A 26119-nucleotide genomic window follows, 5' to 3' on the forward strand; every position below is an offset into this window, starting at 1 on the left:
TGGTAGTCGACGACTACCTCGAAGGGGCGGAGTGGTGTGAGCGCTGAGGTCGCGGCGATCAACCTGGGGCGGACGCTGGCGACGCGCGCCGTCCGGATGTGGCTCGACCCGCGTGCGCGCGAGCAGGAGGGCCGGATGGACATGTCCGCGCTGATCCGGCGGCGGATACCGGGGTTGCGGGCCCAGCGCGGCGTGGAGCGGCAGTTCGAGCAGATCGCGGACGCGGTCGCGGCGCGTCTTGAGCCGATCTGCGGGCATGAGTTCCGCGGCCTGGACGAGGGCGGACGGCAGGCGGCGCTCGACGCCGTGACGGCGGCCTTCGCCCACGCGGACCTGTCCGACGCCGCGATCCTCGCATCCGACGCCAACCCCGCCGAACTCGCCCGCCGCGTCCGTACCGCCGCTCCCCCGCCCACCGGGCTGAGCGAGGTGGAGACGCGCTTCCACGAGCTGCTGCTGGCCGAGTGCTGCGACTGCTATGTGCAGACCCTGCGCCGCCTCCCGGTCTTCACCGAACGCGGCGTCACCGAGCTGCTGGGGCGGGTGAGCGAGCTCGGCTCGGAGCTGAGCCGGGTGCTGGAGCGGCTGCCCATGAGGTCGCTGTACGCGCCGCAGGGCGCGGATCAGGACGCCGCCTTCCGCAGCGAGTACCTGGAGTTCATCAGCCGCACCATGGACGAGGTGGAGCTGTTCAGCTTCACAGCGGGGCAGGCGCCCCGCACCAAGCTGTCCATCGCCTACCTCAGCCTGCGGGTCAGCACCGACGAGGGGCGTGCGGCCCGGCGGACGGGCCATGGGTCCGCCGACCGGTTACGGACCGGCATCGGCGCGTGGGACACCACCGAGCAGGAGTCGTCGGCGAGCGTACGGGTCGAGGCGGCGCTGAAGCAGGCGCCGCGTGTGCTGTTGCGCGGGGAGGCGGGCTCCGGCAAGACGACACTGCTCAGCTGGCTGGCCGTCACCGCGGCGCGGGGCTCCTTCGGTGGCGACTTGGCCGACTGGAACGGCCTGGTCCCCGTCCTCGTCAAGCTCCGCCACTACGCGACCCGTGAACTGCCGCGCCTGGAACAGCTGCTGGACGCCACCGCCGGCCCGCTGACCGGCCATATGCCCGCCGCGTGGGTCGACCGCCAGTTCCAGGCGGGCCGGGTCCTGCTCCTGGTCGACGGTCTTGACGAACTCGTCGCGAGCGAGCGGCGCAAGGTCCGCGACTGGCTCCGGCTGCTGCTCAGCGCCTACCCGGACACCCGCGCCGTGGTGACGACCCGGCCGACGGCCGCGAGCGGCGACTGGCTGCGGTCCGAGGGCTTCGCCCCCGTGGGTCTTGAACGGATGACACCCGCCGACCTGCGCGCCTTCGTCCAGCAGTGGCATCAGGCCGTACAGCTGCACTCCGGCAGAGCCCCGTGCGCACCGGAAGAGCTCCCCCACTACGAGCGTGCGCTCGTGGCCAGCCTCCAGGACCGCCCCCATCTGCTGGCACTCGCCGCGAACCCGCTCCTGGCGGCTCTCCTGTGCGCGCTGCACCTGGGCCGGCGCAGCCGGCTGCCGCGAAACCGCATGGAGCTGTACCGGATCGCGCTGGAGCTGCTGGTGCAGCGCCGCGACGCGGAACGCGGGGTGCCCAGCGCCCTGGACGTACGGCTGAGCCTCACGGACAAGCTGTGCCTGCTGCGCGATCTGGCCTGGCGGCTGTCGGACAACAACCGCAGCGAGATCGCCCGGGAGAAGGCGCTCGATCATGTCACGGCGAAGCTGGGGTCGATGCGCCATCTGGACGTCGAGGGCGGGCAGGCCCTGGAGCACCTGGTGACCCGCTCGGGAGTGCTGCGCGCCCCCGCCGACGACCGCATCGACTTCCTGCACCGCAGCTTCCAGGAGTACCTGGCCGCCGAGGAGGCGGCGGAGGAGGACCGCATCGGCAACCTGATCGAACGGGCCCATCTGGACACCTGGCGCGAGACCATCATCATGGCCGCGGGGCACGCCAACCGCAGCCAGCGGGAGGAGCTGATCACCGGCATCCTGGACCGCGCGGAGGCGGAACGCCGCCATGCGCGGGGGTTACGGCTGCTGGCGGCGGCCTGCCTGGAGACGATGGAGTCGGTGCCCGTCGGGCTCGGCGAACGGCTGGACGTGAATCTCGGCCAGTTGGTGCCGCCCCGGCGCAAGAGCGACGCGGAGTCGCTGGCGGCTGTGGGCGATCCGGTGCTGGGCCGGCTGCCGCGCTCGCTCGACGGTCTGACGGAGGCCGCGGCGAGGGCGGCGGTGCGTACTGCGGCGCTCATCGGCGGAGGGGGCGCGCTGGACTTGCTGAGCGATTACGCGGAGGACGGGCGCGCCGGGGTACACGAACAACTCGCCCAGTCCTGGCACTATTTCGACCCTGATGAATACGTCCGGCGTGTGCTGCACAAGTTTTCGCTGGAAGACGTTCCTCTCGCCCTCGGGTGGCCCAGCCAGTGGGCGGCGGCCACGCGGCTGCGGTCCGCACGGCGAATGGCGATCAACTATCCGTTCACGTCCGGTCTCGCGGCCCTGAAGGAACTACCCCGGCTTTCGTGGCTGCGGATCCGTCGGTTCATGGGTGGGAGCGATCTCAGCCCGCTGGCCGACCAGCCAGAGCTGGAGGATCTCTTGGTCAACGGAAACGGCCCCTTGAGGGGAGTGGAGGTGCTGAGTGAACTCACTCGTCTGCGGTCGCTGCACCTCGCTTACTGGTCCTCCCTGCCTCCGCTGACCGAGATCCCGCTGCCACCGTCGCTGACCAGCCTGGGGTTGGGAGACCTCCCGGCCGATCCCCACCTGGGGTTCCTCGACCGTCTGCCTCAGCTCACCTATGTTTCCCTGGACGGCTCGGGGAGCCCTCGCGGTCTCATGGGCTCGGCTGTGATCGCCGGTCTCGAGCGACTGCGTCTGGGCGGATTCGATCTGACCGAGCAGCTTCGCCTCCTGCCTGCCGTCGGCCTCCGCACCAAAGACCTGCTCTTCTTTGACTGCGCCCTTCCCGCCGACCTCAGCCCCTTGAACGCGATCCCTTCACTCACCTCGGTCTTCTTCGGCGCGTGCCACGGCCCGTATCCCGGCCCGCTGGACCTGTCCTCGCTGGCCGGCCGCCCGGCCCGTCCCCGCCTCACCGTCGAGGTGGGCACCACGCAGGTCGTCACGGGCACCGACCGGCTCGGGCCGGGCGTGCAGGTCCGCTACCGGTGAGATTCACCCCCGCCCAACTCCCCATGGCGCTCGGCGAGCCGCCGTGCGCCCGCCTCCGTGAGCGTGCCGTGGAGCCGGAGGCGGGCGACGCCGCCGTCCGGGAAGACGTCGATGCGGACGTGGGTGGCGGGTGGGGCCGCCTCGAGGGGGAAGCGGTGGACGGTGTCGGGCTGGAGGCGGGTGCGGGGAAGGAGTTCGGTCCAGCCGGGGGCCGTGGAGTCGGCCGGGTCGGCGCCGGAGGTGGCGTCGAGGGCGTAGAGCGCGGCCCAGCCCGGGGCGTTGCCCTTGTAGCAGCCGGTGTCGATCTCGACGGCCCGGATCAGGGCCTGTTCGGTGAGCCGGTAGCGGACCCAGTCGTGGCCCTGGTCGCGGCGGCGGCGGGTCTCCCAGCCCTCGTCCATCTTGCGGGAGCGGCCGGGCTGGATGGAGTTGGCGGGCGGGGAGTAGAAGCGGTCGGAGGCGTCCTCGGCCGCGCCGCCGTTCTCCAGGGCGGCCAGGTCGAAGGTGCCGAGGGCGGTGAGCCAGCCGGGGTCGGGGACGGCCTCGCCGTACACCCGGAGGCGGGCGATTCCGCCGTCGGGGTGCTGCTTGAGCCTGAGGTGGGTGAAGCGGCGCGCCACCGCGATCGCGAAGCCGTTGGCGGCGTGGCCGCCCACGGGGGTGCGGGGGACGAGCTCCGTCCAGCGCACCCCGTCGGCGAGCAGTTCCTCGGGGGACGGTGTGCCCTCGACCGATGTCGCCTCCACGCTGACCGACTGCGGGTAGTTGCCGCGGAAGTGGGCGGTGTCGACGACGACGCCGTGGATGACGCCGGGCGCGCCGAGGCGGATCAGGGCCCAGTCGTGGTCGTCGTCGGCGGGGTGCGGGCGCTCGGCCGAGGCGCCGCGCCGCCGGCGGGTCTCCCAGCCGTCCATGACCTTGCCCTTGTGGCCGAAGGCCTCGGGGTCGAAGTGCGGAGGCTCGGGCCGCAGCAGGTTCTCGCGCTCGGCGAAGAACTCGTCGTTGGCGGCGATGACGCTGCCGCCGAGCCGCCGGTCGGCCAGGTCCGCGAGGTGGGTGAAGGGGAGGTCCGCGGTGCGGTAGTCGGCGTACGGGTCGCCGCCGCCGTACGGGCTCGCGTCGCCGGTGAAGCGGGGGATCGGCGCGGTCATGCGCTGTGCTGCCTTTCCAGGAGTCGGCCGGTGGGTCGGGGGGATTGTCCGGTGGGGTGGGCCGGGGCGCCGTGGTCGGCGATCTTCCGGCCGCGCAGCCAGGTGGACCGTACGACGCCGTACAGGGTCTTCCCGGCGTAGGCGGTCACCTGGTTGCGGTGGTGGAGCGCGGCCGGGTCGACGGTGAAGGTCTCCTCGGGCGCGAGGACGGCGAAGTCGGCGTCGCGGCCGGGCTCGATGGCGCCCTTGTGTGCGAGGCCGGCCAGTGCGGCGGGGGCGGTGGACATCCAGCGCGCGAGGTCGGGGAGCGTACGGCCGCGCCGCCGCGCCTCGGTCCAGACCGCGGGGAGGCCGAGCTGGAGGGAGGAGATGCCGCCCCAGGCCTGCCCGAAGTCGCCAGTCTTGAGGTCCGCGGTGCACGGCGAGTGGTCGGAGACGACGCAGTCGATGGTGCCGTCGGCCAGGCCCTGCCACAGCGCGTCCTGGTTGGCGGCCTCGCGGATGGGCGGGCAGCACTTGAACTCGGTGGCGCCGTCGGGGACTTCCTCGGCGGTCAGGGTGAGGAAGTGCGGGCAGGTCTCGACCGTGACCTCGACGCCCTCGCTCCGGGCGGCTGCGATCAGCGGGAGCGCTTCGGCGGAGGACAGATGCAGGATGTGCACGCGGGCGGAGTGCTTGCGCGCGAGCTCGATCAGCCCCGCGACGGCCCGGTTCTCGGCCTCGCGCGGGCGCGAGGCGAGGAAGTCGGCGTAGCGCGGGCCGCTGGGGCCGGGCGCCCGGTCGATCAGCTGGGGGTCCTCGGCGTGGACGATGAGCAGGCCGCCGAAGCCGGCGATCTCGCCGAGCGCCGCGTCGAGTTGGGCGGGGGCCAGCTGGGGGAACTCGTCCACGCCGGAGTGGAGCAGAAAGCATTTGAAGCCGAGGACGCCGGCGTCGTGCAGGGGTCTGAGGTCGCGCAGGTTGCCGGGGACGGCGCCGCCCCAGAAGGCGATGTCGACATGGGCGGCGGCGCGGGCGACGGCCCGCTTGATCTCCAGCGCCCGGACGGTGGTGGTCGGCGGGACGCTGTTGAGCGGCATGTCGACGAGGGTGGTGACGCCGCCGGCCGCGGCGGCGCGGGTGGCGGAGGCGAACCCCTCCCATTCGGTGCGGCCGGGGTCGTTGACGTGGACGTGGGTGTCGACGAGGCCGGGGAGGAGGACGTCGTCCCCGAAGTCCTCCAGCCGGGCCGCGGTGGCGGGGACGGCCGTGTCGTACGGCAGGACGGCCGAGATCGTTCCGTCGGCCGTGGAGACGGCGACCGATGCCGCGCGCATCCCCTCCGGGGTCACCACGCGGGTCGAGCGCAACATCAGGTCCGGATCCGCGTCTGGCACCCGCGCCCTCCGTTTCTCGGCAGACTCTTCTCGGCTCTTCAGATCAGCACTATTCTTCCGTCAGGCGGAAATGCTTTTCTGCTGCAGGAGTCTTCACCGAGCCGCCTGCCGGGTCAAGACCCCACCGGCCGCGGCCCCGGCACTGGACGGCCGTCCAGCGGCCCCGCCGCTGGACGGCCGTCCATAGAATGGAAGGCGATTTTCGGAGCGCAGAACCTGGCCGACCGGGATGGGGTCTCCCCTGCTCGAGCGGAGCCGAGAGCTTGGGGAAGGGTAGGCTGCCCGTTGGCCGGTCGACCGGGGGGCGCGTCAGCCACACGGGGGCCGGTCCCTCCTGCCGTGAAAGGAACCGTCGACGTGCCGTCCGCCGAGTCCAAGACCGCCGCTGCCAACTCCGGCGGCGTCCAGTCCCTCGAGCGCGCCTTCGATCTGCTCGAGCGGATGGCGGACGCCGGGGGCGAGGTCGGGCTGAGCGAGCTGTCCGGCACCAGCGGGCTTCCGCTGCCGACCATCCACCGTCTGATGCGCACCCTGGTCGCCTGCGGCTACGTACGCCAGCAGCCGAACCGCCGCTACGCGCTGGGGCCCCGGCTGATCCGGCTCGGCGAAAGCGCCTCCCGGCTGCTGGGCACCTGGGCCCGGCCCTATCTGGCGCGGCTGGTGGAGGAGACCGGCGAGACCGCGAACATGGCGCTGCTGGACGGCGATGAGGTGGTGTACGTCGCGCAGGTGCCCTCGCGCCACTCGATGCGGATGTTCACCGAGGTCGGGCGGCGGGTGCTGCCGCATTCGACCGGCGTGGGCAAGGCGCTGCTCGCGGACGTGCCCGCCGACGAGGTGCGCGCGCTGCTGGCCCGGACCGGCATGCCGGCCGCCACCCAGAAGACGATCACCTCGCCGGACGACTTCCTGGACGCCCTGCGGCGGGTGCGCGAACTGGGCTACGCGGTGGACGACAACGAGCAGGAGATGGGCGTGCGCTGCCTCGCGGTGGCCGTGCCCGATTCGCCGACGGCGGCCGCCATCTCGATCTCGGGCCCTGCCGGGCGGGTGACGGACGAGGCCACGGAGGACATGGTGCCGGTCCTCAAGGAGGTCGCGGCCGAGCTGTCCTCCGCGCTCGCCAGCACGGGGTCCGCCTGACGGGGTCCCCTCAGTCCCTCCCCCCTGCCTGCGGCACATCGCCGAACAGGTCGATCGCCGCACGGACCCCCCTGAGCGCGGGCGCCAGGGCGCTCACCGAGCCGAGCGCGCCCGCGATGAGCAGCAGCGCGCGGCGCAGCCGGGGCACCTCGGGCACTCCCTCGCGCGCCATGGAGTCCAGCGCGGCGAGCTCGTCGTCCGCTATGGCCCGGTCCGGCAAGTCGGCCGGGTGGGCTGCGAGTTCGCGTCGCAGCCGGGCGACGGCCCGGCGCAGCTCCGCCGCTCTCGGATCCTCCTCGGTGCCGGCCACTCGCCTGTCTTCCACGACCGCGGCGCCCTCCACTGACCAGGCGCCGGGCGTCCCCCGGCGTCTCGTGTGATCGTCGGACATCACTGCCCTGCTCGCCCTCGCGCCCCTTTGCACGAAGCCTGCCCCCTTCTCCCCATGGCCCCTGAACGCGCCGATCGGACACGAGAGGCCGCGGATCAGTTAACGCCACTCTGTGCGCGACACGCCATACGGAGAGCGAAAATCAGACCGGGTGCGATAGGGGAGACAAACGGGGATCACGAAGGGATGAGCGGTAGCCAATGCCCACAGATCACACATCGCACGACAAAGCGCAGGTCGCCGGGGTGCTGCTGGCCGCCGGCGGGGGCAGGCGGCTGGGCGGGAGGCCGAAGGCCCTGCTGGTCCACCGGGGCAGACCGCTGGTGGAGCACGCGGCGCGGGCGCTGCGGGAGGGCGGCTGCGACCGGGTGCACATCGTCCTGGGGGCGGCCGCCGAGACCGTACGGGCGAAGGCCGAGCTCCCCGGGTGCACGCTGGTCGACAATCCGGACTGGGCCGAGGGCATGGGCTCCTCGCTGCGGGCGGGGCTCGCCTCGCTGACCGGCACGGGGGCGGGGGCGGCGCTGGTGATGCTCGTGGACCAGCCGGGGATCGGGGCCGCGGCGGTGGCCCGGGTGGCGGCGGCGTACGACTCGCCGTCGTGCCTGGTCGCGGCGGTGTACGACGGGCGGCGGGGCCACCCGGTGCTGTTCGGCGCCGAGCGGTGGGCACAGGTCGCGGCGAGTGCGGTGGGCGACCGCGGGGCACGCGCCTATCTGAAGGAGCATCAGTCGGGGATCACGCTCGTCGACTGCTCCGATGTCGCCCGGCCCGATGACATCGACACCCCGGAGGACCTGAAGCGGCTGGAGTGAGCGGCGGCTGGAGTGAGCGCCGGCGAGTGGCGAGCCCAACAGAACGTTGAAGTTCCGCCATGAGGAAATTAGTATCCACTAGACAGAAGACAGAAGCTCACGTGTCTCACATGTGTCGCCCGAGGAGTGACCGCCCATGTCCGCACCAGCACCGTCCCCGCTGGCCATCGTCGACGCCGAGCCGCTGGAGCGGCAGGGAGAGGTGCTGACCGACTCGGCCCTGGCCTTCCTGGCCGAGCTCCACCACCGCTTCACCCCGCGCCGCGACGAGCTCCTGGCCCGCCGTGCCGAACGCCGCGCCGAGATCGCCCGAACCGGCACCCTTGACTTCCTCCCCCAGACCGCACACATCCGCCAGGACCCCGACTGGCGCGTCGCCCCCGCCCCGGCCGCGCTCGACGACCGCCGGGTGGAGATCACCGGCCCCACCGACCGCAAGATGACCATCAACGCCCTCAACTCGGGCGCCAAGGTCTGGCTCGCCGACTTCGAGGACGCCTCCGCGCCGACCTGGGAGAACGTCGTCCTCGGCCAGCTCAACCTCATCGACGCCTACGAGCGCCGCATCGACTTCACCACCCCCGAGGGCAAGGCGTACGCGCTGCGCCCCGCCGAAGAGCTCGCCACCGTCGTCGCCCGGCCCCGCGGCTGGCACCTGGACGAGCGCCATCTGCGGGCCGGCGACCGCGCCGTGCCCGGCGCCCTCGTCGACTTCGGGCTCTACTTCTTCCACAACGCCCGGCGCCTGCTCGACCAGGGCAGGGGCCCGTACTTCTACCTCCCCAAGACCGAGTCGCACCTGGAGGCCCGCCTCTGGAACGACATCTTCGTCTTCGCCCAGGACTACGTGGGCATCCCCCAGGGGACCATCCGCGCCACCGTGCTCATCGAGACCATCACCGCCGCGTACGAGATGGAGGAGATCCTTTACGAGCTGCGCGACCACGCCTCCGGGCTGAACGCGGGGCGCTGGGACTACCTCTTCTCCATCGTCAAGAACTTCCGTGACGCCGGGCCCGACTTCGTCCTCCCCGACCGCAACGCCGTCACCATGACCGCCCCCTTCATGCGCGCCTACACCGAACTGCTGGTCCGCACCTGCCACAAGCGCGGCGCCCACGCGATCGGCGGCATGGCGGCCTTCATCCCCTCCCGCCGCGACCCGGAGGTCAACGCCGTCGCGTTCGAGAAGGTCAGGGCCGACAAGGACCGCGAGGCCGGCGACGGCTACGACGGCTCCTGGGTCGCCCACCCCGACCTGGTCCCGATCGCCCGCGCCTCGTTCGACGCCGTGCTCGGCGACAAGCCCCACCAGAAGGACCGGCTGCGCGAGGACGTCCGGGTCACCGCGGCCGAGCTGATCGACATCGCCTCCCTGGACGCCAAGCCCACCTCGGCCGGGCTGCGCAACGCGGTCCAGGTCGGCATCCGCTACATCGAGGCCTGGCTGCGGGGCCTGGGCGCGGTCGCCATCTTCAACCTCATGGAGGACGCGGCCACGGCCGAGATCTCCCGCTCCCAGATCTGGCAGTGGATCAACGCGGGTGTCGTCTTCGAGGACGGCGAGAAGGCGACGGCGGGCCTGGTCCGCACCATCGCGGCGGAGGAGCTTGCGGCCGTCCGCGAGGAGATCGGGGCGGAGGCGTTCGCCGCGGGCAACTGGCAGCAGGCCCACGATCTGCTGCTCAAGGTCGCGCTGGACGAGGACTACGCGGAGTTCCTGACGCTGCCGGCGTACGAGCTGCTGCGCTGAGCCGGAGCCTCGCAGCGGGCTGTGTGCCCCACCCGTCGGGGTCGGGGCACATCGCCCTGCGGCGTCACGCGTCGCAGTGGGCGGGCGGGAGCCTGCCGTCGTCGCCCACGACGGTCACCTCCGCGGTGCCGTCGCCGCCCTCCGCATACGCCGCCGTGCAGACCAGCTGGCGCACGGCGGTCTTTCCGAGCCCCCGCACCGCGACCGGCACACGGACCAGCACCTGGTCCGTGCCCGACTCCATATCGATGTGCCCCGCCGACCGGGGCAGCTCCGTGTGGAGCCCGGCCGCGCGCGCCTTCTCGCTCGGGCCGAAGAGCAGCATCGAGAGGGCGATCTCGCCGGGCACCTTCCCGTCGTACTCCCCCTCCCGGTCCGTGAAGACTCCCCCGGCCACCGGAGTCAGGCGGCCTTCCGAGGAGACGAAGAAGAGGATCTGCCGCTGCTCGGCGTCGGGGAAGACCGTGACGGTGGCCGGGCCGCCGGCCTCGATGACGTCGCTCTGCCGCACCCCACAACCCGTCAGCAACACGGCCGCCACCACGGGAAGGCCCAGGCGGCTCAGGCGGTCCAGGCGCTTCACACCGTCACCTCCCCGGCCGTGCCCGTCAGGGGGATCTCCACGGTGAAGACGGCGCCCCCCTGGGGGCCGTTCGCCGCCCGGATCGTGCCGCCGTGCAGCCATACGTTCTCCTGGGTGATGGCGAGGCCGAGGCCGCTGCCCTCCGACCGGGTGCGGGCCGATTCCGCCTTGTAGAAGCGGTCGAAGATGTGCGGCAGCGCCTCCGGGCGGATACCGGGGCCGCTGTCGGCGACCTCGGTGACGAGGCGGGCCCCCGCACCGTCCGGCTCCTGCCCCGTCTCCAGCCACAGCCGTACGACGACCGGCGCGCCGCCGTGCCGCAGCGCGTTGCCGACGAGGTTGGCGACGACGACATCGAAGCGGCGGGGGTCGAGCCGGGCCCTGATGCCGTCCGGCAGGTCGGTGACGATCTGTTCGGGGTCGGTCCAGCGGCGGCTGGTCAGGGTCTTGCGGATGGTCTGCGCGACATCGACCTCGTCGGTGTTCAGCTCGGCGGCCCGGGCGTCGAAGCGGGAGATCTCCATCAGGTCCTCGACGAGCACCGCGAGCTTGCCGGTCTCCGCGCTGATCAGCCGGACGGCGGCCGCGGTGTCGGGGGCCAGGCGGGCGGCGTCCTCGTCCAGGACCTCGGTGACCGCGAGCATCCCGGCGAGCGGGGTGCGCAGCTCGTGCGAGACGTCGGAGGCGAAGCGGCGGGCGCGCGCCTCGGCGTCCTGGAGGTCGCCGACGGACCGCTCCAGCGCGACGGCGGACTCGTTGAAGGTGCGGGCGAGGTCGGCGAGTTCATCGCTGCCCTTGACCTGGATCCGGGTGTCGAGCCGGCCCCGGCCCATGCTCTGCGAGGCCTTCCGCAGATCCCGCACCGGGCGCAGCACGCTGCGCGCGGCCAGCAGCGCGGGGACGAGCGCCACGGCGAGCCCCGGCAGTGCCCCGTCGCGGGCCGCGGTGACCATGGCGCGGACGTTGGCCTCCTCGTCGGTCAGCGGCATCACGGCGTACAGCACCAGACCGGTGGGGCGCACGGTCTTCCCGGCCTGGAAGACGGTCGGGACGGCGATGGTCAGCCAGGGGCGGCCGTGCTTCTCGACCCGCTGGAAACTGCCGCTGCGGGGACTCGCGAGCGCGGCGCGGCGCAGCTGCGGGGTGATGACGGTGGAGACGGGGCTGGTGCCGGAGGAGACCCGGACCGACCCGTACTCGGCGAACACCACCCAGGGATGCGGATTGCCCTGCCGGGCGAGCCGGCGCAGCTGCTCCTGCAGGGACTTGGGCTCGACGGGGAGCGGGGTGCCCATGTCACTGACCCGGTCCCGGAAGGAGGAGACGGCGGTGTCCTGGGCCTGTTCGAGGATCGCGGTGCGCGCCTTGCGGTAGGTGAGGGTCGCGGTGGTGCCGGCGCTGACCGCGGCGACCAGCAGGAAGGCGAGCACGAGCCGGGTGCGCAGCCCGATACGGGCTCTCCAGCGGGTCACCGGGGGCTCACAGCGGTCCGAAGCGGTAGCCGAAGCCCCGCAGGGTCTGTATGTAGCGCGGGCTGCCGGGCACGTCCTCGATCTTGTGGCGCAGCCGCCGTACACAGGCGTCCACCAGCCGGGCGTCGCCGTGGTAGCTGTGCTCCCAGACCTGTTCGAGGAGTTGCTGACGGCTGAAGACCTGCTCGGGCGCGGCGGTCAGATACAGCAGCAGCTTCATCTCGGAGGGCGCGAGCGCGAGGCGTTCCCCGGCCTTGGAGACGGCCAGCCCGGCGCGGTCGACGGCGAGGTCGCCGTGGAACTCGACGGCGGGGCGGCCTCCCGGCTCCTCGATGCGGCGCAGCACGGCCCGGATGCGGGCCTCGATGACCTCGGTGCGGGCGGGTTTGACGATGTAGTCGTCGGCCCCGGCCTCCAGGCCGACCACGACGTCGAAGTCGTCGCCGCGCGCGGTCAGCATGATGATCGGCAGCTGGCTGGACTCGCGGACCCGGCGGCACACCTGGACTCCGTTGATGCCGGGCAGCATCAGGTCCAGGAGCAGCAGATCCGGCCGGAACTCGCGGATGGCGGCGAGCCCGGCCTCCCCGGTGGCGGCGGTGCGCACCTCGTGCCCGCGGCGGCGCAGGCCGAGTTCGATCCCTTCGCGGACGGAGGGGTCGTCTTCGATGAGAAGGACGCGTGGCATGTGCGGAGTATTCCATTTCGGCAGGTGAGGGGGTGGCCGGACGGGATGGGCGGGCGGCCGCGCCCGCCGGCCCGTCAGCTGCGGCGGCCCAGTTTGCGGGGCACGGCCTTGAGCGCGGCGTCCAGTTCGGTCAGCCGCAGCGGGCGGGCCAGGACCGCGAAGGCCAGCAGGATGGCCGCCGCGCCCGCCGTGGCGGCGGCGAACGGACCCAGCGGGGCCGTGCTGGTGGCCGCGAACCGGCCGAGGGCCGCGGCCGGTACGGCGACCAGCAGCAGCCGGGCCAGGGCGGCCACGGACGGCGAGCGCCACAGCCCGGCGCGCCGCGCCCGCCCCCGCCCCCGTTTGGCCGGCGCGAGCGCGAGCCTGCGGTTCAGCACGTACGCGGTGGCCGCCCAGCCCGCGAACAGCGCCACCGAATACGCCCCGGCCATGCCGGTCACCGCCCAGCGCGCGGGCAGCAGCAGATACGCGGCCGCGGACAGCCCCGCGTTGAGCCCGGAGATCACCAGGTTCAGCAGGAAGGGCGTACGGGTGTCGGAGAGCGCGTAGAAGGCCCGCGAGAGGACGTACTGCCCGGAGAAGGCCACCAGCCCCGGGGCGAACGCCATCAGCGCCCCCGCCATCACCGCGATGTCGTCCGCGCCGGTCCTGCCGTACTGGAAGACCACCGCCATCACCGGCTCGGCGAGCGCCAACAGCACACAGGCCGCGGGGACGACGGCGGCGGCGCTGCTGCGCAGGGCGTACGAGACGTCCCGCCGCACGGCCGCGGTGTCGCCGTCGGCCGCCGCCCCGCTCATCCGCGGCATCAGCGCGGTGACCAGCGAGACCGTCACGATCCCGTGCGGCACGGCCCACAGCAGATACGCGTTGTTGTACGCGCTGAACCCGGCGCCGTCGGTCCCCTGGGCCGCCGCGCGCTCCCCGGCCATCGTGGCCAGCCAGGTCACCACCCAGTACGCGAGCTGGTTGGTGAACACCAGCAGCACCAGCCACCCGGCCGAGCGCAGCGGCCGGGACAGCCCGCTGCCCCGCCAGTCGAACCGCGGCCGCCAGCGGAAGCGTGCCGCGCGCAGCGACGGCAGCAGCGCCAGCGCCTGGACGGCGATGCCCGCGGTCGTGCCCCAGCCGAGCAGCGCGGTCTCCGCGGAGGTGAGCGTGGCCCCGGTGCCGGCCGTCGCCAGATACAGGCCGAAGACGGCGATGACGACGAGGTTGTTGAGGACGGGGGTCCACATCATCGCGCCGAACCTGCCCCGGGCGTTGAGAACTTGGCCCAGGAGGGTGAACAGCCCGAGGAAGAAGATCTGCGGCAGGCAGTAGCGGGCGAAGGCGACCGTCATCGTGGCCTGTGCGCCCGTGTAGTCGGTGTAGGCCGCGACGATGGCGGGCGCGGCGAACACCGCCCCGGCGGTGATCACCAGCAGGGCCGCCGTACAGACGGTCAGCAGCCGGTCGGTGTACGCGGCCCCGCCGTCCGCGTGCTCCTTGGCGGCCTTGACCAGCTCGGGCACGAAGACGGCGTTGAGCGCGCCGCCGAGGAGCAGGGTGTAGACGATGTTGGGTACGGAGTTGCCGACGGCGTAGCCGTCGGCGGCCAGCCCGACGCCGAGCGCGGCGGCGACGACGGCGGAGCGTACGAATCCGGTGGCGCGCGAAACCAGCGACCCGGCGGCCATGACGGCCCCGCTGCGCAGCACGGAGGCGGGCCGCTCGGCGACCGACGCGTCCGGCCGGCCCTCGCCGGCCGGACGCGTCGCGGCGGGGGGCGTGAGCGCATCCCCGACCGCCGGGGGCACCTCAGCCGCCGGAGCCGCGCTGGCCGTCGAGGGCGCACCCGCCGCCGGAGGCGGCGAGGTCGCCCGGCCCGCCGGGACCGCGGGGCGCCCGGGGCCTGCCGGGACCGCGGGGCCCGCGGGCCCGACCGGGTTCGCGGCGGGGCCCACCCGATTCGCGGGGGCGCTCATCGGCGGGCCATGTACAGCTGGAAGGCGCGGTGGAGCGCGTGGTTGGCGGTGCCGCTCAATGGTGTCTCCCATTCCCCCAGCGTCTCGACGACCTGGCCTCCGGTGCCCAGCTTCCAGCGCGTCAGCCCGAACGGCCGTTCGTCGGGGTCGAGTGTGGAGGGTACCCCGCGCATGTCGTAGACCTCCGCGCCCTGGGTGTGGGCGTCCAGCATCATCTGCCACTGCAGGGCGTTGGAGGGGCGCACCTCGCGCCGGTGGTCGGCCGAGGCTCCGGTCTGGTACCAGACCCGCCGGCCGACCGTGATCATGGTGTGGGCGGCGAGGATCTCGCCCTGGTGGCGGGCGAGGTAGAGCCTCATCCGGCCCGGCGCCTCGGCGTTGAGGGCCGCGTACTGGCGCTCGTAGTACGCCAGTGAGCGGCCGAGGCGGAAGCCGTCGCGCTCCTCGGTGATCCGCAGCAGCCGGTAGAACTCGGGCAGTTCGGCGGCGCCGCCGATCCCCACCTGTACGCCCGACTTGTGGGCCCGGCGGATGTTGCGCCGCCATTCCTGGTTGAGCCCGCTCCACAGGTCCTCGGGGGTGCGGCCGGCCAGCGGCACCCGGAAGACGTAGCGGGGCTGCGCGTCGCCGCCCCCGTCTCCGTCGTCGCCGCAGCGGTGCCAGCCGCGGGCCCGCAGCCGCTCGGTCACGACGGTGCCCAGCGGGTCGACGCGGCAGGTGAGGACGTCTGACAGGCGGCGCCCCGGTCCGGTGGCCGCCTTGAGCGCGGCGGCGTCCCAGCTGCGGTAGGCGGGCGCCGGCCCGATGCGCACGGCGAATGCGCCGGTGGTGCGCAGATGGTGCAGCAGCGGGTCGAGCCAGCCGTCGATGTCCGGGTCGGTCCAGTCGGCGACGGGCCCCTCGGGCAGATAGGCGAAGTACTTCCGGGTGCCGGGCAGTTGGCGCAGGAGCACCAGTGCGACCCCGCTCAACTCCCCCGCCCCGGGGCCGGTCTCCGGGCCCCAGCCGAGGAGTTGGGGCTGCCAGCCGTCTTTCACCGCGGCCCAGGACGGGCACTGCAGAAAGCCGGGGCCCAGGGCGGAGCCGGTGCGGGACGCCAGGAAGGCGCGGTATGTCTCGGGGTCGATGGGCCCCAGCCGGGCCTGCTGTGGACGAGGGCTCGCCGTCACGAGCAGCGCTGACACTGCGCCTCCTCGGGTGCCGTTGATGGGAACGCGAGGAAGATTCACAGCCGCCCATGACCGTGCCGAGCGGCGAATGTGACCGGACGATGACCGTTCCTCTGCAACTGCTGTCACATGGCCGTGAAGGCCGTTTCCCGTGCTTTTCGCGGCTTAGAGTCCCGAGCATCCCGTCATCTCCCCGACTTTCACGGAGGTTTCCGTTGCGCCAGATACGTGTGCGCCCCGCCGCCGCGGCCACGGCCGCCGCCGCCCTGCTGACCGCCGCGCTGACCGGCTGTTCCTCCGACGGCCGGGCCCCGGCGAAGACGGACGCGAAGGTCGGCGGCGGGCGCTCGGGCGGCGGGACGGTGACGGTCACCGTCACGCCCCGGCGGGCGGGCGAGCCGGTCGAGGTCGCCGCGAGGGGCGGCACCCTCGCCTCGGTGACCGTCACCGACGGCCGCGGTGGCAGGCTCACCGGCGCGGTCTCGCACGACCGCAGGACCTGGACCTCGGACCGCAACGCCGCGCCCGGCACCACCTACACCGTCAAGGCGGCCACCCGCGCCGAGGGCGGCGCGTCGGGAAACGCTGAGTCCTCCTTCACCACCGCCGCGGCCGGCCTGGTCAACAAGGTGGAGTGGCGGCCGGGCGACGCCACCACGGTCGGCGTGGCGCAGCCGATCTCCCTGGTCTTCGACCGCCCGGTGAAGGACAAGGCCGCGGTCGAGAAGCAGCTCCAGGTCACCACCTCGAACCACACCGAGGGCTCCTGGGGCTGGCTGAAGGACTGGTCCGGCAGGGACCGGGTGGACTGGCGGCCCAAGGAGTACTGGCGGCCCGGCACCCGGGTCACCCTGGACGCCCGGCTGAACGGCACCGACTCGGGCAAGGGCGGCGGCTGGTTCGTACGCGACTACAAGCTCGGCTTCACCGTCGGCGCCCGGCAGGTGGTCAAGGTCGACCTCGACAGCAAACAACTCACGCTGGAGCGCGACGGCAAGGCGGTGAAGACCTTCCCGGTCTCGGGCGGCACGCCCGGCGCCGACACCGGCTCCTGGCGGGGCACGGAGGTGCTGATGGCCAAGGAGGGCACCATCCGGATGAACTCCGAGACCGTCGGGCTCGGCAACGCCTACGACGAGATGGTCGACTACTCGATGCGGCTGACCTGGTCGGGCACGTACGCGCACGCCGCGCCCTGGAACGCCGCCTACTTCGGCAAGGCCAACAAGAGCCACGGCTGCATCGGCATGAGCGACGCCGACGCGAAATGGCTCTACGGCCAGGCGCGGGTCGGCGACCCGTTCGAGGTCAAGGGCGCGGAGACCAAGGGGCAGGTGGCGCTGAACAACGGCTTCGGCGACTGGAACGTCGGCTGGGAGGAGTGGCGGGCCAAGAGCGCCCTGCGGTGACGCCCGCGCGGCACCGCTCAGCCGTCGGCAGCGCTCAGCCGTCGGCGGCGATACGGGCGAGCCTGCGGGCCTCGTCGCGGGCGCGGCGGGCGATGTCGTCCTCGTCGGCGGTGAGCAGCCGGCCCGACTCCACCACCGGGCGGCCGTCCACGAGGGACAGGGTCACCGGCGCCGGCGGGCCGAGGACCAGCGCCGCGACGGGGTCGGCGATCGTGGAGTGGCCGAGGCCGTCCAGCTTCCACAGCACCAGGTCGGCCAGCTTGCCGGGCTCCAGGGAGCCGATCTGCTCCTGGCGGCCGAGCACCCGCGCCCCGCCGTACGTGCCCAGCCGCAGCGCCTGACGGGCGTTCAGGGCCGTCTCGCGGTGGCTGCCCAGGCGGTTGATCAGCAGGGCGTTGCGCAGTTCGGTGTGCAGCTCGCCGGACTCGTTGGAGGCTGTGCCGTCCACGCCCAGGCCGACCGGCACGCCGGCGGCCAGCAGGTCGGGGACACGGGCGATACCGGCGGCCAGGCGGGCGTTGGAGGAGGGGCAGTGCGCCACGCCCGTGCCGGTGCGGGCGAAGGCCGCGATGTCGGCGTCGTTCATGTGGACGCAGTGCGCCATCCACACGTCCTCGCCCAGCCAGCCGGTCGACTCGAAGTAGTCGGTGGGGCCCATCCCGAACTGCTCGTGGCAGAACTTCTCCTCCTCCACCGTCTCCGAGCCGTGGGTGTGCAGCCGTACGCCCTTGCGGCGGGCCAGGACCGCGGCCTCGCGGAGCAGTTCGGTGGAGACCGAGAAGGGCGAGCAGGGCGCGACCGCGATCTGCAGCATGGAGTCGTAGGAGGGGTCGTGGTGGGTGTCGACCGCCTCCTCGGTGGCGCGCAGCGCGCCCTCGGTGGTCTCGACGGCGAAGTCGGGCGGCAGCCCGCCGTTCGATGTGCCGAGGTCCATGGAGCCGCGCGCGGCCGTGAACCGCACGCCCAGCTCCCGCGCCGCGCGGATCTCGGCGCCCAGCAGGTCGCCCGTGCCGCGCGGGAAGACGTAGTGGTGGTCCATGGCGCTGGTGACGCCGCCGCGGACCATCATCGCCAGCGAGGCGCGCGCCGCCTCGTACACCATCGGCTCGTCGATCCGCGCCCAGATCGGGTAGAGGGCGACCAGCCAGTCGAAGAGGTTGTCGTCCTGGGCCAGGCCTCGGCTGAGCCACTGGTAGAAGTGGTGGTGGGTGTTGACCAGGCCGGGGGTCGCGAGGTGTCCGGTGCCGTCGACCCGGCGGACCACCCCGTCGAGGCCGGTGGGCGCGGGGCCGGGGCCCACCGACTCCAGGCGGTTGCCGGCGACGACGATGTGGCCCTCGGCGTACTCGGTGTCGTGGCCGTCCACGGTCGCGATGGCGCAGTTCTCGATGACGGTGCGGGGTGCTTCCGGGGTGCGGGTCATGTCTGCGGTGCGGTTCACGTCTGGGGTGCGGTTCATGTCTGGGGTGGCGCCCTTCAGTCGGTGGCGATCCGGGGCCTGACGCCGTCGCGCAGGACCGTGGCCTCGATGAGGCCGTACGGCCGGTCGGCGGCGAAGTACACCTCGTTGTCGTTCTTCAGCCCGAAGGGCTCCAGGTCGACCAGGAAGTGGTGTTTGTTGGGCAGCGAGAGCCGTATCTCGTCGATCGTGGGGCGGTTTTCGATCACGCGGGCGCCCATCTGGTACAGCGTCTGCTGGAGCGAGAGCGAGTACGTCTCGGCGAAGGCGGACAGCAGGTCGTCTCTCGCCCCGGCGTATCCGCCCTCCCAGTCCGGCACGGGCTCGCCGCCGTCGTCGGAACTCCAGCCGTAGCGCCACCGGGCGTGCACATCGGTGGCGAGGATGCGGTCGTGCGCCTCCGGCAGCGTGGTGTATTTGTCCTTGACGAAGCCCCAGAACTCCGAGTCGGTGGAGTTCAGGACCGTAAGGCCGGTCAGCCCGGAGATGACCTCCCACCGCTCGCCGTCGAAGGTGACCTGTGCGGTGCGGGTCTCCTGTCCCGTGCGGACGAAGGAGTGGCGGGCCGCTCCCGGGGTTTCGATCCGCTCCCAGCCGTACTCCTCGATCCGGATGCGCGCGGTGTGGATGGCTTCCTGGCCGGTGACGAAGTGGCGGGCGAGCAGGATGCCGAACTGCTCGGGCGAGGTGATGCCGTGTTCCTTGGCGAAGGCGTACACGGTGTTCTTGGTGGTGTCCGTCGGCAGGACGTTGGCGTTGCTGCCGGAGAGGTGGACCTCGTCCATGTCGCCGGAGAGCGCCACCGACACGTTCAGGTCCTTGATGTGGTGGACGGCTCCCTGCCGCACGATCCGCACGACGCGGGTTTCCGCCTTGCCGTACTGGTTCTGGCCGAGTGTGGGCATCGGACGCTAGCTCCCTCGGTATACGGAGTAGCCGAACGGGTTGAGCAGCAGGGGCACGTGGTAGTGCTCCCCGGGCTCGACGGCGAAGACCACCGCCACCTCCGGGAAGAAGGCTCCGTGTCCCCGCTCCTCGGCTGACGGGTGTCCCGGGCGCGCGAGGTACGGCTCGACCTCGAACCGCAGCCGTGCGTACGCGGTGCCCTCGGGGAGGGCGGGCAGATCCTTGCAGCGGCCGTCGGCGTCCGTCCTGGAGCCGGCGTGGGCCGCCCAGGGCGCGTCGCGCGCGGGGCGGCAGGACAGCTCGACGGCGACGCCTGCGGCCGGGCGGCCGAGGGCGGTGTCGAGGATGTGTGTCGAGACGGTGGTGTGCGCACCGGCCGTCCTGGCTGTCACCGCTCCCCTCCCTCCTCGTCCACGTCCATGAGCCGGGCGAGCCGGTTGCGATTGATCCTGCCCAGCTCGGTGCGGACGATCTCGCGTTCGGTGTCCGTGTCGTTGCCGATCCGCTCGTTGAGAGCAGCCAGTATCTCCGCGCCGCCGCGCCCGGTGGCGCAGATGAGGAAGACATGCCCGTGGCGCTCCTGGTAGGCGCGGTTCAGCTCCAGCAGCCGGCCGCGCTCGGCCTCCTTCACCCCGCTCTGCTCGCGCGCCGAGGTGGCGTCGCCGGGTTTCGGCCGCCCGATGGGCGGGTGCCCGGCCATCGCCTCGGCGAGGTCGGCGGCGGTCAGCCCGGCCATGGCCTCCTCGGCGGCGGTCAGCAGCGCCTCGACACTGCCGTACGGCCGTCCGGCCGCCACCGCCGCCGCCCATGCCCGGCTGGCGCACACCTCGTGCAGCAGCGCGGCCAGGCCGGACTCGTCCGCTGAGTTGAACCGGGCCAGTCCCGGCGGAGCGCTGGTAGTCACATGCGCAAACTAGGAGCCGCCCCCGCGCTACGTCAACAGTTTGTTGAAAACTCGGGCGCCGGCGCACGGCCCCCGCGGCCCCGGACGGCGGCCCCGCCCGGAAAACCCCGTGCCGAGCGGCCGGGCCGCCGGGCAGGATGACCCCCATGAGCGATGGCGCGGGTGCGGTGAGCGAGCGGGAGGGGGCCGGCGCGAAGCGTCCGCTGGCCCTGGTCACGGGGGCCGGCCGGCGGGAGGGCATCGCCGCCGCCGTCGCCCTGGGCCTGGCGGAGACCGGCTGGGACGTGGCGTTCAGCCACTGGACCCCGTACGACCGGAGGATGCCCTGGGGAGCCCAGCCGGACGCCGCCGACGAGTTGCGCGGGCGGCTGGGCGCGCTCGGGGCGAGGTCGATGGCGATCGAGGCCGATCTGAGCGACCCGTCCGCCCCGGTGACGCTCTTCGACACGGTGGAGAAGGAGCTGGGCAGCGTCACCGCGCTGGTGCTCTGCCACTGCGAGTCCGTCGACTCGGGCCTGCTCAACACCTCCGTGGAGAGCTTCGACCGGCACTTCGCGGTGAACGCGCGGGCGACCTGGCTGCTGATCAAGGAGTACGGCCTCAGGTTCCGGGGCACCCGGGGCACCGGCCGGATCATCAGCCTGACCAGCGACCACACCGTGGGCAACCTGCCCTACGGGGCGAGCAAGGGGGCGATGGACCGCATCACGCTGGCCGCCGCCCGCGAACTCGCCCACCTCGGGGTGACCGCGAACGCCATCAACCCCGGGCCCACCGACACCGGCTGGATGACCGAGCAGCAGAAGACCGACCTGAGCCGCGCCACCCCGCTGGGCCGCCTCGGCACCCCCCGGGACTGCGCCCACCTGGTCACCTTCCTGTGCTCCGAGCGGGGCGGCTGGGTCAACGGCCAGCTGCTCCAGAGCAACGGCGGCCTGGCCTGACAGCCGCGAGCCGGGCGACCGGGCCGCCTACGCGCCGTCCCCCCGGGGCTCCGCGCCCCGCTCGGCGCTCTCCCGGTTGAGGTAGTTGTAGACGGTGAAGCGGCTGACGCCGAGCGCGGTCGCGACGGTCTCCACGCCGTGGCGCATGGAGAAGGCTCCGCGCTGTTCGAGGAGGCGGACGACCGACTGCTTGGTCCTCCGGTCGAGGTCGGCGAGCGGGACGCCGTGGCGGCGGCGGAGGTCGGCGAGGATGTGGTCGAGCGAGTCGGAGAGGTGAGGGAGGCGTACGGCCACCACCTCCCGGCCCTCCCAGGAGAGGACCACATCGTCGCCCTGGGCGCGGTCCGGGGCGATCAGCTCGCCGCCGATGGCGTCCACCAGCGGCCTCACCGCCGTGACGAAGGGGTCGTCGGCGGGACGGGTCACCTGCCGCCCTCCCCCGCCTCGCCCGTGGCCGCGGCCGCCTCCGGCACGACGTTGACCTGGAGCGAGACCCGGGTGGCCCCCGCCTCCAGGGACTTGCGGAGCAGTTCGTGGACGGCGGCCAGGACGCTCTCCGCCCCGCCCTCCGCGGTGTTCCCGAACGGGCCGACGTCGACGGAGTCCAGCGGGGCGCCCTGGACGACATCGCGGGCCACCACGGCGTGCGGCGGCACCTCGTCGAGGTCGAACGGCTCAGTGGTGAACTCAACCCTCAGTCTCACGCCGCCAACCTACTGCGCCCGCACACGCGACGTCACGAGCGTCCCACGGCGGTCGGCCCGCCGGGCGCAGAACCCGCAAGTCGCCGCCCACAGCCCCGCGCTTCGTGGAGCATGGGCGCAGACCCCTCCCCCGGACCCCGGAGTAGAAGATGACAGAGAGCGTGCCGGTGCGCTGCCCCGCGTGCCGCCGCGAGCAGTCGTTCACTCCGCCCACCTACCCCTGCTCGTGCGGGGCGCCGCTCACCCTCCCCGTGCTGCGCGACGGCGCCCCGCGGGAGATCGAGCACCGCACCTGGGAGGACACCTGGGTGGCGGCCAACTGCGCCATGTGCGGCAGGCAGGGCCAGTGGCCCCAGCCGGAGTTCGGCTGCGCTTGCGGGGCGCTGGTCCGCGTCCCGGTGGCGCCGGCGCCCGACCCCACGGAGCACGCCCCGGCCACCGCCCGGCCCGGCGGCCCGGGGCGGGCCGTGCTGCGGCCCGCGTTCCAGCCGGTGACGATCCGCACGGCGCAGGACGCGGTGACGGCCGCCGGGCAGTATCTGACCTGGCTCGGCTTCGGCGGTGTGCGGCAGCCGGAGGGCCAGGAGGCGTCGGGGGTGGGCCTGCGCGGTCCTGGCCTGGTCGCCCAGGTGGACCCGACCACCCGGCCCACCGCGCTGCGCGACATCGAGTGCCTGTGGCTGAACGGGCTCAACGAATCCGCCGTCGGCGTCTTCTTCTCGCTCGCGGGCTACGCCAGGGACGCACGGGCGCGCGCCGACGCGCTGCACATGCCGCTTTTCATCATGGACCTGACCGGCACCCCACAGCCCGTCAACGATCCTGCGGACACGCTGATCCGGGTGGGGCCGCCCAAGCGGTGAACGCACCCGGCGGTGAACCCCCGCCCCGCGTTCGCGCCTTGTTCATTATGACCCGGCGGAAGGCCCCCGGGCCTCCCCTTCGGGGACGATCTTCACGTCGTCGGAGCGCCCTACGGTGGTGGTCGGCCCCGATCGGTGGTCGATTCCCTTCCCTTCGGCTTTCTCCCGGTCCGCGCATGCCGCGGATCTCCACGACGCCATGGAGCGATACCCCATGCCCTCATCCCCTCCTGCCTCCCCGGACACCCCCGCCGAGCTCACCGTCGAGCGCGACGGCGTGCCGCTGGCCGTACGCGACCACGGCGGCGCCGGCACCCCGCTGCTGCTGCTCCACGGGGCCTCCCGCACCCTCGCCGACTGGTCGGTCGCGGCGGCCGACCTCGCCACGGACCACCGGGTCGTCTCGATGGACCTGCGCGCCCACGGCCGCTCCGGCCCCGGCTCCGCCCCCTGGACGTTCCCCGCCGTCCTCGACGACATGGAGGCCGTCCTGGAGGCCTGCGGCATCCAGGAGGCCATCCCGGTCGGCCACTCCCTCGGCGGCATGGCCGCCGCGCTGTACGCGGACGCCCACGCGCACACCCCCGCCGCGGTCAACCTCGACGGCGTCGGCCACGGCCGCCCCGAGCAGTACGTCGGCCTGGACCGGGACACCGTGGTCCAGGGCCTCGACCGCGCCCATCAGTTCTCCGCGGCCGCGATGGGCAGCACCTTCGCGCCACAGGAGCTGGAGACGACCGTGCTCGCCCAGCAGGCGGCGATGGCCCAGGCGCTGGGGATCGCGCCCGACGTGCTCGACGAGGGCATCCGGCGCGCCCTGGGCGAGACCCCGCAGGGGCGGCTGTATCTGCGGCCGGAGCGGGAGCGGGGCCTGGAGATGCTCGACCAGATGAACGCGCTCGACCTCTTCCCGGTCTACCGCCGCCTCACCCGCCCGGTGCTGATCGTCCGCGCGGGGCGGCTGGTGGCGCAGGGCGGCCCGCTGGCGTGGTTCGACGAGCTGATGGCCGCGTACGTCAAGGGACTCGACCGCGACCTGGGCGAGCTGGCCGCCGCACACCCCCACATCACCCTCGAAACGCTCGACGCCTCGCACGCGATGCTCCTGGAGCGCCCGACGGCGGTCGCCGATCTGATCCGCTCCTTCACCACCGGCCTGCACTCGCGCCCATGACGGCCCGACGGTGTCAGCCCTCGGTGAGGGTGGCCTCGATGCTGCTGGACCGTGGCCACCGCGGGTCCTGCCCGGTCAGGCGGGCGTACGTCCGCTGCCAGGCCGCGTCCGGGTCGTCGCTCCCGTCGAGGTGGACCGCGACGAGCTCGGCGATCCGCTCGGTGGCCGCCCGGGTCTGGGGCGGGGCGTCCGGGCGGCGGAGGGCGCTGCCGAGGTAGCCGAGGATGCGGTCGGCGGGGGCGGCGACCGAGACCAGATCGCGGTCCGTCAGCAGCCCGTCGGCCAGCAGCCGGTCGGCGCGTGAGGTGATCGCCCGCCAGTCGGAGGCCCGGAGGCCGTGCCGGATCATGCCGCGGGCGATCTCGGCGTCCCGGGCGGGACGGCGGCGGTAGCCGGCGCGGCGGTCACGCAGGATCGCGTCGGCATGGCGGGCGGCGACGGCGGAGGGAGTCGTGGCATGGCCGACCACCACCGACCAGAATGTGAACGGCTCGCGGGCGTGCTCGGCCTCCAGATACGCCCAGTCGATGTCCGGGAAGAGGGCGAGGAGCCGGTCGGTGTCCGTGGAGCCGAGGGTGGAACGGACCCCGCGCAGCCGGCTCGCCAGCCTCTTCGTCGTCAGCTCGCGCTCCGCCCGCCTTTCGAGCGCGGCAAGGGGGTCGGCGGAGGTAAGGGCCTGCTGGCACACCTTGGTGACGGCCGGGCCCACCAGGCCGGTGGCCAGCAGCGCGGACAGGCGCGAGGGGCCGCCGCGCCGCAGCATGTTCAGGCAGCCGAACAGCTGCTCGGGGGTCTTGAGCCGCCCGCGGTCGTGCGCGAACGCGGCCTCGATCAGCTCCGGTTCGGCCGCGTGCAGCAGGTCGGGACGGGCGCCGTAGGGAATCCGCTGCTCGTACGGGGCGAGCGGCACCGTGCCGTCCAGCACCCGCCTGGCCTCCTCCGGGCCGAGGTAGAAATGCGTATCGAGCAGGGCGAGGTGGACCTCGGGGTCGCCCTGGGCGAGCAGGGCGCGGCAGGTGGGCGGGTCCAGGTCGACCCACTCCGCCAGCATCACCAGCGTCTCCCGGTCACCGCGCCGCACCAGGTGCTCGACGACCGCCTCGGGCGCGGCCTGCCGCTGGGCGATCACGTACAGCGCGAGCAGCCATCCCGTGTGGTCGGGCAGCAGCGGCATCAGGGCGTCCAGGATCTTGGCGTCGGGCGCCCGCCGCAGCACCTCCCCGGCCGGCCAGGTCCATGTGCGCCGGCCCAGCAGCTTCTCCCGGTCCTGGCCGGTGACCTTGGTGTACGGGACGATCCGCTCGGGGTCGGGGGCGGTGTCGGCGGCGCGCGCCAGCAGGTCGGGCCAGGTGGCGTCCCGGTCCGCGCCGGGGAGGGTGCGCACCTCCTCCGCGGCGGTCATCAGCCGCAGCCAGGCGTCCGTGTCGGTGCCGAGCGCGCCGGCCAGGAAGGTGCGCAGCGTCCGCTCCAGCCCGTGCAGGGCCGGGGAGTCGGACAGATTCCACACCGGCATGGTGTACCGGGCGGGGATGGCGGCGAGCAGGTCCGGTCCGGTGACCGTGCCCGCGAACCAGGCCGTGTCCAGCTCGCCGCGGAGTGTTTCGCTGAGCCCCAGTTCGGCGCTCCACACGCGGTCCTCGCGGAGCCTGCTCAGCACCCGGCCGGTCTCGGGCGCCGGCGCCGGCCGCAGCGGGTCTGCGATCCCGCGGCCGTCCCAGGCATCCCATGCCTCGCGCACCCAGCGGGGGAACTCCGCGCCCGGCCAGAAACTGACATGCGTGGCGCCCAGCACCCGCAGCACGCCTTCGTCCGCGGGCAGCGGAGGCGCGCCCCGGGAGAGCCCGCGCAGTGTGTCGATCCCGGCCAGTGCCGAAGCCCGTGCCATCTGTGCCCCCGTAGTGCCCTGCCACATCGCTTGCCGTACCGATGACAGTCCATCACGTGGCACTGACAGAGCCACCGCCCGGGTCGGGGGGCGTCCAGGGGTCCGGCTTCGATGCCGTGCGGCAGCGGGTGAGGCTGCCGCCGGACATGC

23 protein-coding genes are annotated in these 26119 nt (G+C 73.2%); 8 read left to right on the top strand and 15 right to left on the bottom strand.

Annotated elements, in window-relative coordinates:
• Positions 1-36 precede the first annotated feature (36 nt).
• Positions 37-3213: an NACHT domain-containing protein gene (locus tag ACFZDL_RS01045; RefSeq protein ID WP_353590671.1), complete on the top strand. Its 3177-nt coding sequence runs from the start codon at positions 37-39 to the stop codon at positions 3211-3213.
• On the opposite strand, the gene alc is transcribed toward ACFZDL_RS01045, so the two are convergent.
• Entirely contained in the window at positions 3204-4364 is a 1161-nt protein-coding gene (gene alc, locus ACFZDL_RS01050; RefSeq protein WP_353590672.1) for an allantoicase, read from the bottom strand. The two genes, ACFZDL_RS01045 and alc, sit on opposite strands and share 10 nt — an antisense overlap.
• On the bottom strand, positions 4361-5716 hold the full coding sequence (gene allB / locus ACFZDL_RS01055; protein WP_353590804.1) for an allantoinase AllB: 1356 nt from the start codon (positions 5714-5716) through the stop codon (positions 4361-4363). The genes alc and allB overlap by 4 nt, the downstream gene beginning before the upstream one ends.
• Before the next feature lie 381 nt (positions 5717-6097).
• Between allB and ACFZDL_RS01060 the strand changes: the two genes are divergently transcribed.
• Positions 6098-6883, top strand: a complete 786-nt coding sequence (locus ACFZDL_RS01060) for an IclR family transcriptional regulator (RefSeq protein ID WP_353590673.1) — start codon at positions 6098-6100, stop codon at positions 6881-6883.
• A 10-nt stretch (positions 6884-6893) separates the two neighbouring features.
• On the opposite strand, the gene ACFZDL_RS01065 is transcribed toward ACFZDL_RS01060, so the two are convergent.
• Positions 6894-7274, bottom strand: a complete 381-nt coding sequence (locus ACFZDL_RS01065; protein WP_391189854.1) for a DUF5955 family protein — start codon at positions 7272-7274, stop codon at positions 6894-6896.
• Between the two features lie 200 nt (positions 7275-7474).
• On the opposite strand from ACFZDL_RS01065, the gene ACFZDL_RS01070 reads away from it, so the two are divergent.
• Entirely contained in the window at positions 7475-8089 is a 615-nt protein-coding gene (locus tag ACFZDL_RS01070) for a nucleotidyltransferase family protein (protein WP_353590675.1), read from the top strand.
• 136 nt (positions 8090-8225) lie between these two features.
• Complete coding sequence (aceB, locus tag ACFZDL_RS01075; protein WP_353590676.1) at positions 8226-9842, top strand: malate synthase A; 1617 nt, start codon at positions 8226-8228, stop codon at positions 9840-9842.
• Between the two features lie 64 nt (positions 9843-9906).
• On the opposite strand, the gene ACFZDL_RS01080 is transcribed toward aceB, so the two are convergent.
• From ACFZDL_RS01080 to ACFZDL_RS01100, 5 genes are all read right to left on the bottom strand, one after another.
• Complete coding sequence (locus ACFZDL_RS01080) at positions 9907-10425, bottom strand: hypothetical protein (RefSeq protein ID WP_353590677.1); 519 nt, start codon at positions 10423-10425, stop codon at positions 9907-9909.
• Positions 10422-11897 carry an ATP-binding protein gene (locus ACFZDL_RS01085; RefSeq protein WP_353590678.1) on the bottom strand — a complete coding sequence of 492 codons (1476 nt, stop codon included), beginning with the start codon at positions 11895-11897 and terminating at the stop codon, positions 10422-10424. The genes ACFZDL_RS01080 and ACFZDL_RS01085 overlap by 4 nt, the downstream gene beginning before the upstream one ends.
• Positions 11898-11904: 7 nt before the next feature.
• Entirely contained in the window at positions 11905-12585 is a 681-nt protein-coding gene (locus tag ACFZDL_RS01090) for a response regulator transcription factor (protein WP_353590679.1), read from the bottom strand.
• Between the two features lie 74 nt (positions 12586-12659).
• Positions 12660-14552 carry a murein biosynthesis integral membrane protein MurJ gene (gene murJ, locus ACFZDL_RS01095; protein ID WP_353590680.1) on the bottom strand — a complete coding sequence of 631 codons (1893 nt, stop codon included), beginning with the start codon at positions 14550-14552 and terminating at the stop codon, positions 12660-12662.
• Entirely contained in the window at positions 14549-15736 is a 1188-nt protein-coding gene (locus ACFZDL_RS01100; protein ID WP_353590681.1) for a peptidoglycan bridge formation glycyltransferase FemA/FemB family protein, read from the bottom strand. The genes murJ and ACFZDL_RS01100 overlap by 4 nt, the downstream gene beginning before the upstream one ends.
• A gap of 200 nt (positions 15737-15936) precedes the next feature.
• On the opposite strand from ACFZDL_RS01100, the gene ACFZDL_RS01105 reads away from it, so the two are divergent.
• Entirely contained in the window at positions 15937-17130 is a 1194-nt protein-coding gene (locus ACFZDL_RS01105; protein ID WP_353590682.1) for an Ig-like domain-containing protein, read from the top strand.
• Between the two features lie 34 nt (positions 17131-17164).
• On the opposite strand, the gene ACFZDL_RS01110 is transcribed toward ACFZDL_RS01105, so the two are convergent.
• Genes ACFZDL_RS01110 through uraD form a run of 4 tightly spaced genes read right to left on the bottom strand, consistent with a single transcriptional unit; the run spans position 17165 to position 20399 of the window.
• Complete coding sequence (locus ACFZDL_RS01110; RefSeq protein WP_391189862.1) at positions 17165-18589, bottom strand: 8-oxoguanine deaminase; 1425 nt, start codon at positions 18587-18589, stop codon at positions 17165-17167.
• Positions 18590-18606: 17 nt separating this feature from the next.
• Positions 18607-19494 carry a factor-independent urate hydroxylase gene (gene pucL, locus ACFZDL_RS01115; protein WP_353590683.1) on the bottom strand — a complete coding sequence of 296 codons (888 nt, stop codon included), beginning with the start codon at positions 19492-19494 and terminating at the stop codon, positions 18607-18609.
• A gap of 6 nt (positions 19495-19500) precedes the next feature.
• The gene (gene uraH / locus ACFZDL_RS01120) at positions 19501-19887 is read right to left on the bottom strand and encodes a hydroxyisourate hydrolase (protein WP_353590684.1); all 387 of its coding nucleotides are present in this window, start codon (positions 19885-19887) and stop codon (positions 19501-19503) included.
• A complete protein-coding gene (gene uraD / locus ACFZDL_RS01125) occupies positions 19884-20399 on the bottom strand; it encodes a 2-oxo-4-hydroxy-4-carboxy-5-ureidoimidazoline decarboxylase (RefSeq protein ID WP_353590685.1) in 516 nt (171 codons plus the stop codon). The genes uraH and uraD overlap by 4 nt, the downstream gene beginning before the upstream one ends.
• Before the next feature lie 137 nt (positions 20400-20536).
• On the opposite strand from uraD, the gene ACFZDL_RS01130 reads away from it, so the two are divergent.
• Entirely contained in the window at positions 20537-21343 is an 807-nt protein-coding gene (locus ACFZDL_RS01130) for an SDR family oxidoreductase (protein ID WP_391189866.1), read from the top strand.
• A 27-nt stretch (positions 21344-21370) separates the two neighbouring features.
• Here ACFZDL_RS01130 and ACFZDL_RS01135 read toward each other — a convergent pair whose 3' ends face one another.
• Together ACFZDL_RS01135 and ACFZDL_RS01140 are read right to left on the bottom strand one after the other, a co-directional pair.
• The gene (locus ACFZDL_RS01135) at positions 21371-21769 is read right to left on the bottom strand and encodes a helix-turn-helix domain-containing protein (RefSeq protein ID WP_353590687.1); all 399 of its coding nucleotides are present in this window, start codon (positions 21767-21769) and stop codon (positions 21371-21373) included.
• A complete protein-coding gene (locus ACFZDL_RS01140) occupies positions 21766-22047 on the bottom strand; it encodes a hypothetical protein (protein WP_353590688.1) in 282 nt (93 codons plus the stop codon). Before ACFZDL_RS01140 ends, ACFZDL_RS01135 begins: the two co-directional genes overlap by 4 nt.
• A gap of 149 nt (positions 22048-22196) precedes the next feature.
• On the opposite strand from ACFZDL_RS01140, the gene ACFZDL_RS01145 reads away from it, so the two are divergent.
• Both ACFZDL_RS01145 and ACFZDL_RS01150 read left to right on the top strand, forming a co-directional pair.
• On the top strand, positions 22197-22910 hold the full coding sequence (locus ACFZDL_RS01145) for a hypothetical protein (RefSeq protein WP_353590689.1): 714 nt from the start codon (positions 22197-22199) through the stop codon (positions 22908-22910).
• 214 nt (positions 22911-23124) lie between these two features.
• Positions 23125-24084, top strand: coding sequence for an alpha/beta hydrolase (locus ACFZDL_RS01150; RefSeq protein ID WP_353590690.1), 960 nt, complete (start codon positions 23125-23127; stop codon positions 24082-24084).
• A gap of 13 nt (positions 24085-24097) precedes the next feature.
• On the opposite strand, the gene ACFZDL_RS01155 is transcribed toward ACFZDL_RS01150, so the two are convergent.
• Positions 24098-25969 carry a hypothetical protein gene (locus tag ACFZDL_RS01155; protein ID WP_353590691.1) on the bottom strand — a complete coding sequence of 624 codons (1872 nt, stop codon included), beginning with the start codon at positions 25967-25969 and terminating at the stop codon, positions 24098-24100.
• Between the last annotated feature and the right edge of the window lie 150 nt (positions 25970-26119).

It is taken from the genome of Streptomyces sp. NPDC007917 (assembly GCF_042959105.1).
Lineage (GTDB): Bacteria > Actinomycetota > Actinomycetes > Streptomycetales > Streptomycetaceae > Streptomyces.

Bases quoted from the DNA above. Each gene is read 5' to 3' on its own strand.
- allB (WP_353590804.1), bottom strand. From the start codon at position 5,716: ATGTTGCGCTCGACCCGCGTGGTGACCCCGGAGGGGATGCGCGCGGCA.
- murJ (WP_353590680.1), bottom strand. From the start codon at position 14,552: ATGAGCGCCCCCGCGAATCGGGTGGGCCCCGCCGCGAACCCGGTCGGG.
- ACFZDL_RS01150 (WP_353590690.1), top strand. From the start codon at position 23,125: ATGCCCTCATCCCCTCCTGCCTCCCCGGACACCCCCGCCGAGCTCACC.
- ACFZDL_RS01070 (WP_353590675.1), top strand. From the start codon at position 7,475: ATGCCCACAGATCACACATCGCACGACAAAGCGCAGGTCGCCGGGGTG.
- aceB (WP_353590676.1), top strand. From the start codon at position 8,226: ATGTCCGCACCAGCACCGTCCCCGCTGGCCATCGTCGACGCCGAGCCG.
- alc (WP_353590672.1), bottom strand. From the start codon at position 4,364: ATGACCGCGCCGATCCCCCGCTTCACCGGCGACGCGAGCCCGTACGGC.
- ACFZDL_RS01145 (WP_353590689.1), top strand. From the start codon at position 22,197: ATGACAGAGAGCGTGCCGGTGCGCTGCCCCGCGTGCCGCCGCGAGCAG.
- pucL (WP_353590683.1), bottom strand. From the start codon at position 19,494: ATGCCCACACTCGGCCAGAACCAGTACGGCAAGGCGGAAACCCGCGTC.
- ACFZDL_RS01110 (WP_391189862.1), bottom strand. From the start codon at position 18,589: ATGAACCGCACCCCAGACGTGAACCGCACCGCAGACATGACCCGCACC.
- ACFZDL_RS01065 (WP_391189854.1), bottom strand. From the start codon at position 7,274: ATGTCCGACGATCACACGAGACGCCGGGGGACGCCCGGCGCCTGGTCA.
- ACFZDL_RS01090 (WP_353590679.1), bottom strand. From the start codon at position 12,585: ATGCCACGCGTCCTTCTCATCGAAGACGACCCCTCCGTCCGCGAAGGG.
- ACFZDL_RS01155 (WP_353590691.1), bottom strand. From the start codon at position 25,969: ATGGCACGGGCTTCGGCACTGGCCGGGATCGACACACTGCGCGGGCTC.
- ACFZDL_RS01130 (WP_391189866.1), top strand. From the start codon at position 20,537: ATGACCCCCATGAGCGATGGCGCGGGTGCGGTGAGCGAGCGGGAGGGG.